Origin of the sequence: Labrys monachus, from assembly GCF_030814655.1 — a bacterium.
GTDB lineage: Bacteria > Pseudomonadota > Alphaproteobacteria > Rhizobiales > Labraceae > Labrys > Labrys monacha.
Genome location: NZ_JAUSVK010000001.1, coordinates 2,866,857 through 2,882,313 on the forward strand (window position 1 = coordinate 2,866,857; position 15,457 = coordinate 2,882,313).

Annotated in this window: 15 protein-coding genes; 7 read left to right on the forward strand and 8 right to left on the reverse strand. The window is 65.8% G+C overall.

Going from position 1 to position 15,457, the window contains the following annotated elements; all coding sequences use genetic code 11:
• Window positions 1-25: 25 nt before the first annotated feature.
• Entirely contained in the window at window positions 26-1,531 is a 1,506-nt protein-coding gene (locus J3R73_RS12965) for a sugar ABC transporter ATP-binding protein (protein ID WP_307427331.1), read from the forward strand.
• Window positions 1,532-1,542: 11 nt separating this feature from the next.
• Complete coding sequence (locus J3R73_RS12970; protein WP_307427335.1) at window positions 1,543-2,553, forward strand: ABC transporter permease; 1,011 nt, start codon at window positions 1,543-1,545, stop codon at window positions 2,551-2,553.
• Between the two features lie 21 nt (window positions 2,554-2,574).
• Here J3R73_RS12970 and J3R73_RS12975 read toward each other — a convergent pair whose 3' ends face one another.
• The 8 genes from J3R73_RS12975 to J3R73_RS13010 form a co-directional block, all read right to left on the reverse strand.
• On the reverse strand, window positions 2,575-2,961 hold the full coding sequence (locus tag J3R73_RS12975; RefSeq protein ID WP_307427340.1) for a VOC family protein: 387 nt from the start codon (window positions 2,959-2,961) through the stop codon (window positions 2,575-2,577).
• A complete protein-coding gene (alr, locus tag J3R73_RS12980; protein WP_307427343.1) occupies window positions 2,958-4,094 on the reverse strand; it encodes an alanine racemase in 1,137 nt (378 codons plus the stop codon). Before alr ends, J3R73_RS12975 begins: the two co-directional genes overlap by 4 nt.
• 98 nt (window positions 4,095-4,192) lie before the next feature.
• Window positions 4,193-5,689 carry a replicative DNA helicase gene (locus tag J3R73_RS12985; protein ID WP_307427346.1) on the reverse strand — a complete coding sequence of 499 codons (1,497 nt, stop codon included), beginning with the start codon at window positions 5,687-5,689 and terminating at the stop codon, window positions 4,193-4,195.
• A 140-nt stretch (window positions 5,690-5,829) separates the two neighbouring features.
• A complete protein-coding gene (gene rplI / locus J3R73_RS12990) occupies window positions 5,830-6,402 on the reverse strand; it encodes a 50S ribosomal protein L9 (RefSeq protein WP_307427348.1) in 573 nt (190 codons plus the stop codon).
• A 22-nt stretch (window positions 6,403-6,424) separates the two neighbouring features.
• Window positions 6,425-7,399 carry a DUF2232 domain-containing protein gene (locus J3R73_RS12995; protein ID WP_307427351.1) on the reverse strand — a complete coding sequence of 325 codons (975 nt, stop codon included), beginning with the start codon at window positions 7,397-7,399 and terminating at the stop codon, window positions 6,425-6,427.
• A gap of 121 nt (window positions 7,400-7,520) precedes the next feature.
• Window positions 7,521-7,760 carry a 30S ribosomal protein S18 gene (rpsR, locus tag J3R73_RS13000; protein ID WP_307427353.1) on the reverse strand — a complete coding sequence of 80 codons (240 nt, stop codon included), beginning with the start codon at window positions 7,758-7,760 and terminating at the stop codon, window positions 7,521-7,523.
• A 2-nt stretch (window positions 7,761-7,762) separates the two neighbouring features.
• Complete coding sequence (gene rpsF / locus J3R73_RS13005) at window positions 7,763-8,239, reverse strand: 30S ribosomal protein S6 (RefSeq protein ID WP_307427356.1); 477 nt, start codon at window positions 8,237-8,239, stop codon at window positions 7,763-7,765.
• A 233-nt stretch (window positions 8,240-8,472) separates the two neighbouring features.
• Window positions 8,473-9,435, reverse strand: coding sequence for a TerC/Alx family metal homeostasis membrane protein (locus tag J3R73_RS13010; protein WP_307427359.1), 963 nt, complete (start codon window positions 9,433-9,435; stop codon window positions 8,473-8,475).
• Window positions 9,436-9,628: 193 nt separating this feature from the next.
• On the opposite strand from J3R73_RS13010, the gene J3R73_RS13015 reads away from it, so the two are divergent.
• The 5 genes from J3R73_RS13015 to gyrA all read left to right on the forward strand — a co-directional run bounded on the left by J3R73_RS13015 (window position 9,629) and on the right by gyrA (window position 15,423).
• Complete coding sequence (locus tag J3R73_RS13015) at window positions 9,629-10,372, forward strand: CDP-alcohol phosphatidyltransferase family protein (protein WP_307427362.1); 744 nt, start codon at window positions 9,629-9,631, stop codon at window positions 10,370-10,372.
• Window positions 10,353-11,093 carry a TerC family protein gene (locus tag J3R73_RS13020; RefSeq protein WP_307427365.1) on the forward strand — a complete coding sequence of 247 codons (741 nt, stop codon included), beginning with the start codon at window positions 10,353-10,355 and terminating at the stop codon, window positions 11,091-11,093. Before J3R73_RS13015 ends, J3R73_RS13020 begins: the two co-directional genes overlap by 20 nt.
• A gap of 25 nt (window positions 11,094-11,118) precedes the next feature.
• Window positions 11,119-12,093, forward strand: coding sequence for a quinone oxidoreductase family protein (locus tag J3R73_RS13025; protein WP_307427367.1), 975 nt, complete (start codon window positions 11,119-11,121; stop codon window positions 12,091-12,093).
• 34 nt (window positions 12,094-12,127) lie between these two features.
• On the forward strand, window positions 12,128-12,523 hold the full coding sequence (locus J3R73_RS13030) for a DUF2306 domain-containing protein (RefSeq protein ID WP_307427370.1): 396 nt from the start codon (window positions 12,128-12,130) through the stop codon (window positions 12,521-12,523).
• A 230-nt stretch (window positions 12,524-12,753) separates the two neighbouring features.
• Window positions 12,754-15,423: a DNA gyrase subunit A gene (gene gyrA, locus J3R73_RS13035; protein WP_370880082.1), complete on the forward strand. Its 2,670-nt coding sequence runs from the start codon at window positions 12,754-12,756 to the stop codon at window positions 15,421-15,423.
• Window positions 15,424-15,457: the final 34 nt, after the last annotated feature.

Here is a 15,457-nt window from a genome sequence, read left to right on the forward strand (position 1 = left end):
AGCCCCTTCCGCATAGGGATCCAGAATGGCGGAACCGTTTCTTGAACTGATCGGGATCGGCAAGAGCTATCCCGGCGTGCAGGCCCTCGCCGGGGTCAGCCTTTCGGTCTCGCCCGGCGAAGTCGTCGGACTGATCGGCGAAAACGGGGCGGGCAAATCGACGCTGATGAAGATCCTCGGCGGCGTCGTCACCCCGAGCGCCGGCGTCATCCGCCTGGACGGTCAGGACCGCCCGTCGCTGACGGTCAACGCGGCGATTGCCGCCGGCATCGCCTTCGTCCACCAGGAACTGAACCTGTTCGACAATCTCGACGTGGCGTCCAACGTGTTCATCGGCCGCGAGCCGCGTATCGGAGGCCCCCTGAATCTGATCGACCATCGCAAGCTGCGCGCCGATGTGGAGCCGCTGCTCCGGCGCGTCGGCTGCGACTTCAAGCCGGAGACGCCGGTGGCGGAACTGTCGATCGCCCAGCGCCAGCAGCTCGAGATCGCCAAGGCGCTTTCCCTCGGCGCCCGCGTCGTCATCATGGACGAGCCGACCTCGAGCCTCACCATCTCCGAGACGAACCGCCTGCTCGACATCATCCGCGATCTCAAGGCAAGCGGCGTGGCGGTGATCTTCATCTCCCACCGCCTCAACGAGGTCCAGCAATGCGTCGACCGCGTCGTCGTGCTGCGCGACGGGCGTCTGGTCGGCACGCTCGACCGGGCTGCCGTCAACCATGATTCCATGATCCGCCTGATGATCGGCCGCGACCTGCGCGAGCTCTACACGCCGCCGGCGACCGCCCCGGGCGAGAGCATCCTCGATATCGTCGACCTGCAGACCTCGACCTATCCGGAGCGCAAGGTGAACCTGTCGCTTCGCCGCGGCGAGATCCTGGGCCTCGCGGGTCTCATCGGCGCCGGCCGCACCGAGCTCGCCCGCGCGCTGTTCGGCATCGAGCGGCCGGTCGGCGGGCAGATGCGGCTCGCCGGCGAGCCCATCGTCAATGCCAGTCCGCGCGACGCCATCCGGCGCGGCATCTTCCTCGTGCCGGAGGACAGGAAACAGTCGGGCCTGATCCTCGAACAGAGCATCACCACCAATATTTCCCTGCCCGACCTGATGTCCTACGCCACCTTCGCGCTGGTCGGCACCGGCCGGGAACGGAAGAATGCCGAGATCCAGCGCAAGGCGCTGAACATCAAGACGAAGGACGTGGCGACGATCGTCGGCACGCTTTCCGGCGGCAACCAGCAGAAGGTCGTCCTCGCCAAATGGCTCTCGATGCAGCCGAGGGTGATGATCTTCGACGAGCCGACCCGCGGCGTCGACGTCGGCGCCAAGACGGAGATCTACACGCTGATGCGCAGCCTGGCCGACCATGGCGTCGGCATCCTGATGATCTCCAGCGATCTCGAGGAAGTCATCGGCGTCAGCGACCGGATGGCGGTGATGCACGAAGGTTCCATCGCCGGCATTCTCCAGCGCGACCGCTTCAGCGAGGAGACCATCATGCAGCTCGCCGTCGGCCACAGCGTTCACTGAGAAAGCCCGCCATGCTCAAGAAAGACCTCAGCCTGCTCGTGCTGATCCTGGTAATCGGCTGCGCAACCGCCTTCCTCAATCCCCGCTTCATTTCCCCGATCAACCTTTCGAACACGGCCAATTTGATCGGGCTGTTCGGACTCTATGCGATCGGCGCCGGCTTCGTGATCATCACGGGCGGCATCGACCTGTCGGTCGGCTCGCTGTTCGCGCTGCTCGGCGTCGTCTTCGTCGATCTTCTCACCACCTACCAGATGAACTGGATCGTCGCGGTGCTGCTGATGGTGGTCGCGGGGATGGTCATCGGCGGCATCCACGCCTTCCTGATCCTCAAGATGCGGCTGCAGCCGTTCATCGTGACGCTGTGCGGCCTGCTGCTCTATCGCGGCATCGCGCGCTGGTACACCGACGACGGCACCGCCGGCTTCGAGTTCGGCCAGAGCTTTCCCTCGCTCGAATGGCTCACCACCGGCCGCACCTATGGCGTGCCGCATAGCTTCGTGGTCTTCATCCTCATCGCGATCGTGATGGGCATCGTGCTGCACTGGTCCGTCTACGGGCGCTATCTGTGCGCCGTCGGCAAGAACGAGGAGGCGGCCCGCTATTCCGGTATCCATACGGGAGCGGTGATCGCGGCGGCCTATGTCATCGCCAGCGGCCTGGCGGGGCTCTCCTCGGTCTATTTCGCGATGTATACCCGCTCGATATCGCCGGCTTCCCATGGCAATTTCTACGAGCTCTACGGCATTGCGGCCGCGGTGCTCGGCGGCTGCTCGCTGCGCGGCGGCGAAGGATCGGTCTTCGGCATCGTGCTCGGTGCCATCCTGCTCCAGATCCTGCAGAATCTCGTCAACCTCCTGGGCATTCCGAGTTCGCTGAACTTTGCGGTGATGGGCGCGGTGATCCTCGTGGGCGTGCTGGCGGACCAGCAGTTCGTGAACTACCGGCAATGGCTGAGCGGCCGCCGCCGCGACGCCGCGCTTGCCCGCAACGCGCCGCCGAAGGACGCCGGCGCCAGTTGACGGCGGCAGGCCGAGGCCGGCTTATGCCGGTCCGTGGCAGACCGCTTCGATATTGTTGCCGTCGGGATCGAGGACGAAGGCGCCGTAATAATCGGGATGGTAATGCGCCCTGATCCCCGGCGCGCCATTGTCCCTCGCCCCCGCGGCCATCGCCGCCGCATGGAAGGCATAGACCTCGCCCCGGTTGCGGGCCTCGAAGGCGACATGCACCGGGCCGCCGGCGGAGCCGCCGGTCCCGATCCAGAATTGCGGCTTGCCTTCGGGGCCATATCCGGCGTGCCGGCTGCCGCCGGTCATCGCCGCGGTCACTTCCTTGCAGACCGCGTAGCCGAGCGGCGCGAGTGCCGCGTCGTAGAACGCCCGCGAGGCATCGAAGTCGCGAACGGCAAGGCCGATATGGTCGATCATCGGGATTCTCCGCCGGGGGGGACGATGCGGTGATAGCGCGAACCGAGGCTGGTGAGAATTTCGTAGCACACCGTGCCGGACCTGCGCGCCACCTCGTCGATCGGCAGGTGCGGCCCCGCCAGCTCGATCCAGTCGCCGCGCGCGATCGTTCCCTCGGGCAGGGCGGAAATGTCGATCGTCGTCAGGTCCATCGAGATGCGGCCGGCGATGGGACAATAGCGCCCGCCCGCATAGGCGAGGGCGCTGTCGTAATCGTCGGAGGAGGAGCCGGCGCGCAGATAGCCGTCAGCATAGCCGACGCCGACGATCGCCAGCCTGGCCGGCGAGCGGCTCACCCAGGTGGCGCCGTAGCCGACGCTCTCCCCGGGCTGGACGGCGCGCACGGCGATGACGCGCGCCTCGACCGTGACGACCGGGGCCATCGGATTGGGCTTGTCCGGCGTCGGGTTGCCGCCATAGAGCGCAATGCCGGGACGGGTGAGGTCGAAGCCGAGGTCATCGGGCAGGAAGAGGCCGGAGGAATTGCACAGCGAGGCGGGAACGCCGGGAAACAGGCCGCGGACGGCATGGAAGGCGGCGATCTGCCGTCCGTTGAGGGGGTGCGCAGGCGTATCGGCGCAGGCCAGGTGGCTGATGAGCAGGCAGGGTTCGAACAGGCTGCCCTCGGCGAGCAGGGCTTCGGCCGCCTCCAGCCGCAGGCCGAGGCGCGCCATGCCGGTATCCACATGCAGCGCCGCGCCGCCGCGCCAGCCCGAGGCGGCGCAGAAGGCGGACCATTCGCGTATCTCGTCGAGCGAGCCGAGCACCGGTCGCAGGTCGTGCGCGGCGTAGACGTCGCCGGCGCCGGGCAGCAGGCCGTTGAGCACGTAGATCGAGGCCCGCGCATCCAGCCCGCGCGCTTTGACGGCCTCCGCCAGCTGGGCCGTGAAGAAGGTGCGGCACCCCGCTTCGGCGAGGGCGGGGACGGCATTCTCGATGCCGATGCCGTAGGCGTTCGCCTTGACCACGGCGCCGCATTCGGCGCGGGGCGCGCGCGCGCCGCACGATCGCCAATTGGCGACGAGCGCCGCGGTGTCGATGGTCAGGCGGCCATAGGCGCGGGAGCCGGCTTCGGCTGGTTCGGGAGAGCTCATGGCGACCATCGGGATCCCTTGGGAGCGCGGACATCCGGTCCGCTCATGTCTGCGACGGCGATGCTTCCAGGGCGGACCGGTGTTCGCACGCCCGGATGCTACATCTGCGCGGGAAGATGGTCGGCCCGCGCGAGATTGCCGAAGCGCGTCACGTCGGCGTCGAACTGCACCTTGACCGTACCGGTCGGCCCGTGGCGCTGCTTGCCGATGATCACCTCGGCGACGCCGGCCAGGCTCTCCATTTCCGCCTGCCACTTGAAGAACTCCTCGGTGCCCTCCTTGGGCATGCGGTTCTTCACGTAATATTCCTCGCGGAACACGAACATCACCACGTCGGCGTCCTGTTCGATCGAGCCGGATTCGCGCAGGTCCGACAATTGCGGCCGCTTGTCGTCGCGGCTTTCGACCTGGCGGGACAGCTGGGAGAGGCCGATGATCGGCACGTTCAGTTCCTTCGCCAGGGCCTTGAGGCCGGTGGTGATCTCGGTGATCTCCTGCACGCGGTTCTCGTTGCCCTTCTTGCCCGAGCCGGTCAGGAGCTGGATATAGTCGACGACGATGAGGTCGAGGCCGCGCTGGCGCTTCAGGCGCCGGGCGCGCGCCGTCAGCTGGGCGATGGCCAGGCCGCCTGTATCGTCGATGTAGAGCGGCACAGACTGCATGTCCTGGCTGGCCGTCACCAGACGGCTGAACTCCTCTTCCATGAGGTCGCCGCGCCGGATCTTGTAGGAAGGCACGTTCGCCTGCTCGGCGATGACGCGGGTCGCCAGCTGCTCGGCCGACATTTCCAGCGAGAAGAAGCCGACCGATCCGCCGTCCAGCGTCTTGGGCGTGCCGTCCGGCTGGATCTCGAAGCGGTAGTTCTTGGCGACGTTGAAGGCGATGTTGGTGGCGAGCGAGGTCTTGCCCATGCCGGGGCGGCCGGCCAGGATGATGAGGTCGGACGGCTGGAGGCCGCCCATGACGCGGTCGAGGTCGTCCAGGCCGGTCGCCAGGCCGGAAAGGTGGCCGTCGCGCTGATAGGCGGCCGACGCCATGTCGATGGCGTCCTTCAGCGCATCGGAAAAGCGCGCAAAGCCGCCGTCGTAGCGGCCGCTTTCGGCCAGCGAGAACAGGCGCCGCTCGGCCTCCTCGATCTGCTCGCCGGGAGGCATGTCGACGGGCGCGTCATAGGCGACGTTGACCACCTCCTCGCCGATCTGGATCAGCGAGCGGCGGATCGCGAGGTCGTAGATCGTCTGGCCGTAATCGGCGGCATTGATGATCGTCGTCGCCTCGGTGGCGAGGCGGGTGAGATATTGCGAGATCGTCAGCCCGCCGATGTCCTGATCGGGACCCATGAAGGTCTTGAGGGTGATCGGCGTCGCGATCTTGCCGCCGCGGACGAGGCTGGAAGTGATCTCGTAGACCTTGCGATGCAGCGGGTCGAAGAAATGGTCGGGGAGCAGGAAGTCGGAGACGCGATAGAATGCCTCGTTGTTGACGAGAACGGCGCCCAGCAACGCCTGTTCGGCTTCGACATTATGCGGCGCCTGCCGATAGGCCGGGGCCTGGGCGGTGTCGAGCTTGTGGACGGTGGCTTCGTTCTGGGGCATGCGACTCGGCTGCTGTTGGGCGGACAGTGTAGCACGGGTCGCAGGCGGGAAGGGGCGGTGCGGTTCCATCCACACTGATCCACAGGCTGCCGGCCGGGCAGTCGAGGCTGCCCGGCCGGTCGGCTCGCGAAAAGCGCGGATCAGACGTCGGGCTGCTCGCCCGTGCCGGGGACGCCGGGGATCTCGACGTCTTCCGGATTCTCGTATTCGTCTTCCTCGTCGCGGGGAACGGTGACGTCCTCGCCGCGGGCCTGGCGCTCGGCTTCCTCGGGGGAACGGGCGATGTTGGCGGTGATGAAGACCTCCACTTCCGGATGGAGGTGGACGGCGACCTTGTGCACGCCGATCGTCTTGATCGGCGTGTTGAGCACGATCTGGGAACGGGAGACGGTGAAGCCCCCGGCCGTGGCGGCGTCGGAAAGATCGCGTGCGCTCACCGAACCGTAGAGCTGGCCCGATTCGCCGGCCTGCCGGATCAGCGTCACGGTCTGGCCGTTGAGCTTGACCGCAACGGCCTCGGCTTCCTTGCGCTGTTCGAGGTTGCGGGCCTCGAGCTGCACGCGCTCGTTCTCGAAGCGCTCCTTGTTCGCCTTGGTGGCGCGCAGGGCCTTGTTGTTCGGCAGGAGGAAGTTGCGGGCATAGCCGTCCTTCACCCTGACGGTATCACCCATCTGGCCGAGCTTGGAGACGCGCTCGAGCAAAATCACTTCCATGGTCTTCTCCTTCGTTTCGAGGTCACTTTGGTCTTTGCGGGGATCGCGGCCAGCCACCCGGACCCGAGAGGCGCCGCAGATTGAAGATGAGATCGAGGACGCCGACGACGGCGAGCGCACCGAAGGCGAACCAGCTCATGACGAAGCAGAGCAGATAGACGATCGCGAGCAGCATCGGCCGCGTCGCCCTGCCGCGCGTCACGAAATGCACGACGGCGAAGCCCTGCACCGAGAAGGCCCCGATCATCGCCGCGAGCAGCAATTGCCCGGCGAGGCCGTAGATGTCCGGAAGCATCGAGACGATACCTCCGCCCGCCAGCAGCGCGAGGGCCCACCACGGCAGGCGCAAGGCGGCGACGTCGGGCCAGGGGCGGGGGAGCCGCCCCGATATGCGTGCGATGCGGGCCGAAAGCCACAGGCCGCAGAGGCTGCCGATGGTGGCCGAGATGGCCGACAGCGGCAGCGCGACATAGCTGAGCAGCCGCAGGAATGCCGTGGCATCCTCGACGTCGGGAATGACGAGGGGGTGCTCCTTCGGAATCCCGAACAGGACATGCGCGGACTCGGTGAGGGTCTGCTCCAGGCGGCTCACGATATCGGCATAGGAGGTGCTGAACGAGATCGCCGCGATGAGAACGATCGCCGCACTGAGGACGGCGGCGACGACGACGAGCGTGCCGAGGGGAATCCGCCCGCGCCCTTCATCGGCGGTCCGCCTGTCGGCGATCGCCAGATAGGCAAGACCCCAGGCCGGAAGCGCGATGGTCACGCCGAAGGACAGGCCGTCGGATATGTCGAGGACGACCGCGAGCAGCACCATGGCCGAAACCGCGGCGACGAGGCCGGCACGATAGCCCCAGCCCAGCGTGACAAGCGTGATCGGGAGGGCCGCGAAAATCATGAGGACGACACCCATGACCGAGCCGCCCAGCGGGGCGAGCATGAGAGCGGCGGCCGCAAGGCCCGCGCCGAGTCCGATGGGCGTTTCGCGTGTCATCGTCGAGCTGTCCCGCTGTCGCGGTTAGAGGCCCTGAGGGAGCCCCAGCCATGGCCGGAACACCGGCTGACTGTCGTTGAGGAAGGAGGCGAGGCGCCGGAGCGCCCCGCCGATGGTCGGGTCAGCCGATCACGTAGGGCAGGAGGCCCAGGAAGCGCGAGCGCTTGATGGCCTGGGCCAGCTCGCGCTGCTTCTTGGCCGAAACGGCCGTGATGCGGGAAGGAACGATCTTGCCGCGCTCGGAAATGTAGCGCTGCAGCAGCTTCACGTCCTTGTAGTCGATCTTCGGCGCGTTGGGGCCCGAGAACGGGCAGGTCTTGCGGCGGCGGAAGAACGGACGGCGTCCTGGTGCGGTTGCCATGATTATTCTTCTCCTCCGTCCTCGACACCCTCGCGGGGCGTTTCGAAGCGATCGCGGCGCGGGGCGCGGTCACGGTCGCCGCCGAAGCGGCCCGGTCCACCGCGGCCACCGCCGCCGAAGCCGAAGCCACGGTCGTCGTCGCGGCGGTCGTCGCGGTCGCTCTTGCGCAGCATCGCCGACTGACCTTCTTCCAGCTCTTCGACCGCGAGGGTCAGGAAGCGGATGACGTCTTCGGAGATCGACATCTGCCGCTCGACTTCCGCGATCGCGGCGTGCGGCGCGGTGATGTTGAGCAGCGTGAAGTGCGCCTTGCGGTTCTTCTTGATACGGTACTGGAGCGATTTGACGCCCCAATATTCAGTCTTGCCGACCGAGCCGCCATTGGCTTCGATGACACCCTTGAACTGGGCGGTCAAAGCTTCGACCTGTTGAGAGGTCACATCTTGGCGAGCCAGGAAGACATGCTCGTAATTGGGCATGATAGGGCCTGTCCTCGTTACGTTTCATCGCCCGGCGCGAAGCCCCTCGTGACCCTGCAGGCCGTCGAGGAATGTCCCAGAGAGCGGAGACACGGGATGACGAGGTATCAACCTCTGCCGCGGGAGACGCGACCATCCGTTCAGCCTCCGGCCGAAGCGAAGCCGGGTCCTTACAGAGTTTGGCCGGACCACGCAAGAGGAAGTTGCGGGCGGAGCCGGGACGGCGCTCGAATTCAGCCGCGCCGGGGCCGTAGCGCCGATGCGAGAATGGCGGCGGCGATGACGGCGAAGGTGATCGCCATCGTCAGCACATTGTCGAATTCCCCGACCAGGCGCTCGTAGAAGATCACGAATCCGATGAAGATCAGGAGGAAGGACAGCGCCGTCTTCAGGTAATGGAAGCGGGCGATCAGTGCGTCGATGACGAAATAAAGCGCGCGCAGCCCGAGAATGGCGAAGATGTTGGAGGTGTAGACGATGAACGGGTCCCGGGTTTGCGACAGCACGGCGGGAACGCTGTCCACCGCGAATATGATATCGGCGATGTTGATGGTCATGAACGCTGCGAACAGCGGCGTGGCGTAGCGCAGGGGCCGCCCGCTGCCGCGCTCGGGCCTGGTCACGAAGAACTTGTCGCCGTCGAACTCGCGCGTCATGCGCAGGCGTCGCATCAGCCAGTGCACGGCCGAGTTGTGGTTGAGGTCGAACTGGTGCTCGCCGCCGAACAGCATCCTGAGGCCGGTCGCGATCAGGAACACGCCGAAGATGTAGAGCAGCCAGGCGAAGCGCTCGACCGCAGCGGCCCCGACGCCGACGAACAGGCCTCGCAGCACGATCGCGGCCAGGATGCCCCAGAACAGCACGCGGTGCTGATATTCGCGCGGCACGGCGAAGAAGCTGAAGATCACCGACATCACGAAGACGTTGTCGATCGACAGGGACTGCTCGAGCACATAGGCGGTGAAGAAGAGCGACCCCTGTCCCGCGCCGAAATAGAGCCAGACGCCCATCCCGAAGATCGCGGCAAGCGCGGTATAGCCGGCCGTCAGCGTGAGGGACTGGCGCAGCGACAGCACGGGGACGCGGCGGCTGAGATAGCCGAGATCGAAGATTAGAACCGCACTGATGGAGGCCGCGAAGATCGCCCAGAACCAGATCGGAGCGCCGAACAGGCTGCTGCCAACGAAGAGCATCATCGACCATCCGTGGTTGCGGGGCGTTGATGGGCCTGCATTACCCAACTGTCAACCGGCGCCTGCCGCCGCCATCACGGGCCTGCAGGCCCTCGCTGCTTTTATGGGAGTAAGCGGCGGCGCAAACAAAAATTCTATAGCGCCGATGCAGTGTAACGATATGATGACCTCTCCATAATGAAGAAGCCGATCAGAATTGCCTCCATCGTCGCATCGACCTTCCGCCGAGCCCGTCAGCCCGCAGCGCCGATGGCTTGCGCTCGGCGTTCATCTGTTTACGGCCAGCGGCGTGCTGTGGGGCTTCCTCGCGCTCGTTGCTGCCGTGGGCGGGGACATCCGCAGCATGTTCCTGTGGCTGGCGCTGGCCCTGTTCGTCGACGGCATCGATGGATCGATCGCGCGCAGGATCAACATCACGCAGGCCGCCCCCCGCTGGTCGGGGACGGCGCTCGACCTCATCATCGACTACCTGACCTATGTGATCGTGCCGGCCTATGCGCTCTACAGTTCGGGCATGCTGGAAGGCGCCATGAACCTGATCGCCATGGCGGTGATCCTGCTCACCAGCGCGATGTATTTCGCCGACAACGAGATGAAGACCGAGGACGCTTGGTTCAAAGGCTTTCCGGCCGTATGGAACCTGATCATCTTCTACTTCTTCCTGCTTCGTCCGACCGGAATCGTCATCTTCGTGGTCGTCGCCGTGCTCGGGCTGCTCACCTTCGCGCCTTTCGTCTTCGTGCATCCGCTCAGGGTGGCCAAGCTGCGCGTGCCGACCCTGAGCCTGCTGGTGATCTGGTCGATCCTCGCGATTTACGCCATATGGGAAAACATGGTACCTGCCGTCTGGGTGGTATGGAGCCTGTGCGTCATCGGGCTTTATTTCCTGATCCTTGGGTATTTCCGGACGGCACCGGTGCATGATTCAACTTCTGACTGATCCGCAGGCCTGGGCCGCGCTCGTCACGCTCACGGCCATGGAGATCATCCTCGGCATCGACAACGTCGTCTTCATCTCCGTGCTGGTTTCGAAGCTGCCGGCCGATGAGGCGCGTCGTGCCCGTTCGACGGGGCTGCTGCTCGCCCTCGTCTTCCGCATCGCGCTGCTGTTCTGCCTGACATGGCTGATCGGGCTGACCGATCCGGTCCTGACGGTGTACGGGCTGGGCTTGTCCTGGCGCGATCTGATCCTGATCGCGGGCGGCCTGTTCCTGCTCTTCAAGGCCACGCACGAGATCCACAACGAATTCGAGCATGACGACGGGGAGCCCGAGCCTGCCCGCATGGGCGCCGCCTTCACCGGCGTGATCCTGCAGGTCGCGGTCATCGACATCGTCTTCTCGGTCGATTCCATCGTCACCGCGATCGGCATGGCCCAGCAATTGCCGATCATGATCGCGGCCGTCGTCATGGCCATGATCTTCATGTATGCGGCGTCGGGGCCGATCGGCGGCTTCATCCACCGGCATCCGACCACCAAGGTCCTGGCTCTCGCCTTCCTGATGCTGATCGGCGTGTCGCTGGTCGCCGACGGCGTCGGCATGCATATCCCCCGGGGATATATTTATTTCGCCATGGCTTTTGCGGCCGGCGTCGAGACGATCAATGTTCTCGCGAAACAGCGGCGGGCCGCGCAGAAAGCCCGCTCCCGCGCACCCTGATCAACGTCAATCATAGGAGGTCCCCATGCCCTCAGCCATTCGCGTCCATGAGACAGGCGGCCCTGAAGTCCTCACCTTCGAGGATGTCCCGACGCCAGCGCCGGGGCCGGGCGAGGTCCTGCTTCGCCAGCATGCCTGCGGCATCAACTATATCGACACCTATTATCGGTCCGGCCTCTACAAGGCGCCGACGATGCCTTTCACCCTGGGCGCCGAGGGCGCCGGCGAGGTCGTCGCCGTGGGCGAGGGCGTGACGCTCTTCAAGGTCGGCGACCGGGGCGCCTATTCCGGCGCCATCGGCAGCTATGCCGCCGAGCGGGTCTATCCGGCGGACCGTCTCGTGCCGCTGCCGGATTCGATTTCCTATGAACAGGCCGCCGGCATGATGCTCAAGGGCATGACGGCGCAATATCTCGTGCGCCGGACCTTCAAGGTCGAGAAGGGGCATATCGTCCTGGTGCATGCGGCCGCCGGCGGCGTCGGCCTCATCCTGTGCCAGTGGGCGAAAGCGCTGGGCGCCACGGTGATCGGCACGGTGGGATCGGAAGAAAAGGCCGAACTCGCCCGGGCCAACGGCGCCGACCACACCATTCTCTATCGCACCGAGGATTGGGTGAAGCGGGTGGAAGAGGTGACGGCCGGCGCCAAATGCGACGTCGTCTATGACGGCGTCGGCAAGGACACCTATCCGGGCTCGCTCGACTGCCTGCGCCCTCTCGGCATGTGGGTTTCCTTCGGCAACGCCTCCGGCCCCGTCCCGCCCGTGCCGATGCTGACGTTGGCGCAGAAGGGTTCCCTGTTCGCAACGAGGCCGACGCTCGGGACCTATATCGCCAGGCGCGAGGACCTGCTCGCCACCGCCAATGATCTCTTCGCCGCGATCTCGTCGGGAGCGGTCAGGATCCCGGTCAACCAGCGCTATGCCCTCAAGGATGCGCGCAAGGCGCATGAGGACCTCGAGGGGCGGGGGACGACCGGCTCCTCGATCCTGCTGCCCTGATCTGACGATCGGCCGGATCGAATCGGGAGGGACGATGACGCTCGAACCGCTTCTCGCCGCTCCGGCCGTCATCCAGCTGCATGTCGCCGCCGCGGCCGGGGCGTTCCTGCTCGGTCTCGCCCAGTTCGCCATGCCGAAGGGCACGCCGCGCCATCGCGCCGTCGGCTATGTCTGGGTCTGGCTGATGGCCGTGCTGGCCGTGTCGAGTTTTTGGATCCACCAGATCCGTCTCGTCGGGCCGTTCAGCCCGATCCATCTCCTTTCGATGCTGACCCTCGTCGGTTTGCCGCGCGCGGTGTGGCTGGCCCGCCACGGCCGGATCGCGGCCCATCGCCGGCTGATGCTGGTCCTCTTCTTCTTCGCGCTGATCGGCGCCGGCATATTCACCCTGCTGCCCGGCCGCCTGATGTACGCCGTGGTTTTCGGATAGGGCGGGGAAGATCCAATCACCGTGAACGTCGCCTGCGGTTGCCGGGCAGCCCTCCCACCCCTCTCGTCAGGCTCTTCTCAACCTGAATTCGGAGCCCGGCGCCGGGCGACGCTGTTGTGGTGCGACTCTTTGGAATGGGCTAGAACGAGCGATCGGAATCTGTTCGAGGCGATGTGTTGACCGACGAGAATGACAAGAAGCCGGGTGACGGCGAACCGTCCGATATCCGGATGGTTTCCATCACGGATGAAATGAAGCGCAGCTATCTCGATTACGCCATGAGCGTCATCGTGAGCCGCGCTCTCCCGGACGTGCGTGACGGGCTGAAACCGGTCCATCGCCGTATTCTCTACACCATGCACGAAAACGGCTTCACGCCGGACAAGCCCTACAAGAAATCCGCCCGCGTCGTCGGCGACGTCATGGGTAAATACCATCCGCACGGCAACCAGGCCATCTACGACGCTCTCGTCCGCCTGGCGCAGGACTTTTCCATGCGCGTGCCGCTGATCGACGGGCAGGGCAATTTCGGCTCGGTCGACGGCGATCCGCCGGCGGCCGAACGCTACACCGAGGCGCGCCTCGCCAAGGTGGCGCTGACCATCCTCGACGACATCGACAACGACACCGTCGATTTCCAGGACAACTATTCCGGCGAGTTCCAGGAGCCGATGGTGCTGCCGGCGCGGTTCCCGAACCTGCTCGCCAACGGCGCCGGCGGCATCGCCGTGGGCATGGCGACCAATATCCCGCCGCACAATCTCGGCGAGGTCATCGATGGCTGCCTCGCCTATATCGAAAATCCCGGCGTGACGATCGATGACCTCATAGAGATCATCCCTGGTCCCGATTTTCCCACCGGCGCCACCATCCTCGGCCGCTCCGGCATCCGTTCGGCCTATCAGACCGGCCGCGGCTCCATCATCATGCGCGCCACGGCGACGGTGGAGGAGATCCGCAAGGATCGCGACGCCATCGTCGTCACCGCCATTCCCTATCAGGTGAACAAGGCCACGCTGCAGGAGCGCATCGCCGAACTGGTGCGGGAGAAGAAGATCGAGGGCATCTCCGAGGTTCGCGACGAATCGGACCGGCAGGGCATGCGCCTGGTCATCGAGCTGAAGCGCGACGCGGTCGGCGAGGTCGTGCTCAACCAGCTCTACCGCTTCACCGCCCTGCAGAGCAGCTTCGGCGCCAACATGGTGGCGCTCAACGGCGGCAAGCCGGAAGTCCTCAACCTGAAGGATTTCATCGCCGCCTTCGTCGACTTCCGCGAGGAGGTGATCAGCCGGCGCACCCGCTTCCTGCTCGGCAAGGCCCGGGAACGGGCCCATGTGCTGTGCGGCCTGGCCACGGCGGTCGCCAATATCGACGAAGTCATCCGCATCATCCGCACCAGCCCCGACCCGAACACGGCGCGCGAATCCCTGATGGGCCGCGACTGGCCGGCCGGCGACATCGAGCCGCTCATCGCGCTGGTCGACGATCCCAAGCATCCGATGAATCCCGACGGCACCTACAGGCTGTCGGAAGTCCAGGCCCGTGCCATCCTCGACCTGCGCCTGCAGCGCCTCACCGCTCTGGGCCGCGACGAGATCGGGGACGAGTTGAAGAAGCTCGCCGACCAGATCGTCGACTATCTCGACATCCTGCGCTCGCGCGCCCGCATCATGGCGATCGCCCGCACCGAGCTGGAGGAGATCAAGGCGCATCATGCCACGCCGCGCCGGACGGAGATCCTCGATTCCGACGCCGATTTCGAGGACGAGGACCTGATCCAGCGCGAGGACATGGTCGTCACCGTCAGCCATGCCGGCTACGTCAAGCGCGTGCCGCTGTCGACCTACCGGGCCCAGCGCCGCGGCGGCAAGGGACGCTCGGGCATGCAGACCCGCGAGGAGGATTTCGTCACCTCGCTCTTCGTCGCCAACACGCATACGCCCGTGCTGTTCTTCTCCTCCAAGGGACGCGTCTACAAGGAGAAGGTCTGGCGCCTGCCGCTCGCGGCTCCCCAGGCCCGCGGCAAGGCCTTCGTCAATCTCCTGCCGATCGAGCAGGACGAGCGCATCACCTCGATCATGCCGCTGCCGGAAGACGAGAACCAGTGGTCGACGCTGCACATCATGTTCGCGACGACGTCGGGTACGGTGCGGCGCAACGATCTGTCCGATTTCGTCCAGGTCAACCGCGCCGGCAAGATCGCCATGAAGCTGGAGGAGGGCGAGCAGATCCGCGACGTCTCCATCTGCACCGAGCAGGACGATGTCCTGCTCACCACGGCGCTCGGGCAGTGCATCCGCTTCCCGGTCCCGGACGTGCGCGTGTTCAAGGGCCGCGATTCCATGGGCGTGCGCGGCATCCGCCTCGAGAAGGACGACAGCGTCATCGCCATGGAGATCATCCGCCACCGGGAGATTTCCCCGGACGAGCGCGCCACCTATTTCAAGATGCGCCGTGCCGTCTCGGGCGAGGTCGACGGCGCCGAGCCGGCGGTGGACGATGCCGAGGAGGCCGTGGCAGGGCCGGTCGAGATCTCGACCGAGCGTTACGCCGAACTGTCGGCGGCCGAGCAGTTCATCCTCACCATCTCGGAGAACGGCTACGGCAAGCGCACCTCCTCCTACGAGTACCGGATCACCGGACGCGGCGGCAAAGGCATCGTCGCGATGGCGGTGAACCAGCGCAACGGCCGGCTCGTCTCGTCCTATGCGGTGGAGAATTCGGACCAGATCATGCTGGTCACCAATGGCGGCCAGCTGATCCGCTGCCCGGTCCATGGCATCCGCACGGTGGGCCGCGGGTCTCAGGGCGTCATCGTCTTCGATACGGCCGATGGCGAGAAGGTCGTCTCCGTCGAACGCGTGCGCGATGAAGGCGAGGAGGAAGTGGGCGAGGAATAGGCTCCCGCCCGCCCGGCAGGACATCCGTGAAAAA

Excerpts from the sequence above, each read along its gene's own strand:
- J3R73_RS12965 (WP_307427331.1), top strand. The coding sequence starts at position 26 with ATGGCGGAACCGTTTCTTGAACTGATCGGGATCGGCAAGAGCTATCCC.
- J3R73_RS12970 (WP_307427335.1), top strand. The coding sequence starts at position 1,543 with ATGCTCAAGAAAGACCTCAGCCTGCTCGTGCTGATCCTGGTAATCGGC.
- J3R73_RS12975 (WP_307427340.1), bottom strand. The coding sequence starts at position 2,961 with ATGATCGACCATATCGGCCTTGCCGTTCGCGACTTCGATGCCTCGCGG.
- alr (WP_307427343.1), bottom strand. The coding sequence starts at position 4,094 with ATGAGCTCTCCCGAACCAGCCGAAGCCGGCTCCCGCGCCTATGGCCGC.
- J3R73_RS12985 (WP_307427346.1), bottom strand. The coding sequence starts at position 5,689 with ATGCCCCAGAACGAAGCCACCGTCCACAAGCTCGACACCGCCCAGGCC.
- rplI (WP_307427348.1), bottom strand. The coding sequence starts at position 6,402 with ATGGAAGTGATTTTGCTCGAGCGCGTCTCCAAGCTCGGCCAGATGGGT.
- J3R73_RS12995 (WP_307427351.1), bottom strand. The coding sequence starts at position 7,399 with ATGACACGCGAAACGCCCATCGGACTCGGCGCGGGCCTTGCGGCCGCC.
- rpsR (WP_307427353.1), bottom strand. The coding sequence starts at position 7,760 with ATGGCAACCGCACCAGGACGCCGTCCGTTCTTCCGCCGCCGCAAGACC.
- rpsF (WP_307427356.1), bottom strand. The coding sequence starts at position 8,239 with ATGCCCAATTACGAGCATGTCTTCCTGGCTCGCCAAGATGTGACCTCT.
- J3R73_RS13010 (WP_307427359.1), bottom strand. The coding sequence starts at position 9,435 with ATGATGCTCTTCGTTGGCAGCAGCCTGTTCGGCGCTCCGATCTGGTTC.
- J3R73_RS13020 (WP_307427365.1), top strand. The coding sequence starts at position 10,353 with ATGATTCAACTTCTGACTGATCCGCAGGCCTGGGCCGCGCTCGTCACG.
- J3R73_RS13025 (WP_307427367.1), top strand. The coding sequence starts at position 11,119 with ATGCCCTCAGCCATTCGCGTCCATGAGACAGGCGGCCCTGAAGTCCTC.
- J3R73_RS13030 (WP_307427370.1), top strand. The coding sequence starts at position 12,128 with ATGACGCTCGAACCGCTTCTCGCCGCTCCGGCCGTCATCCAGCTGCAT.
- gyrA (WP_370880082.1), top strand. The coding sequence starts at position 12,754 with ATGGTTTCCATCACGGATGAAATGAAGCGCAGCTATCTCGATTACGCC.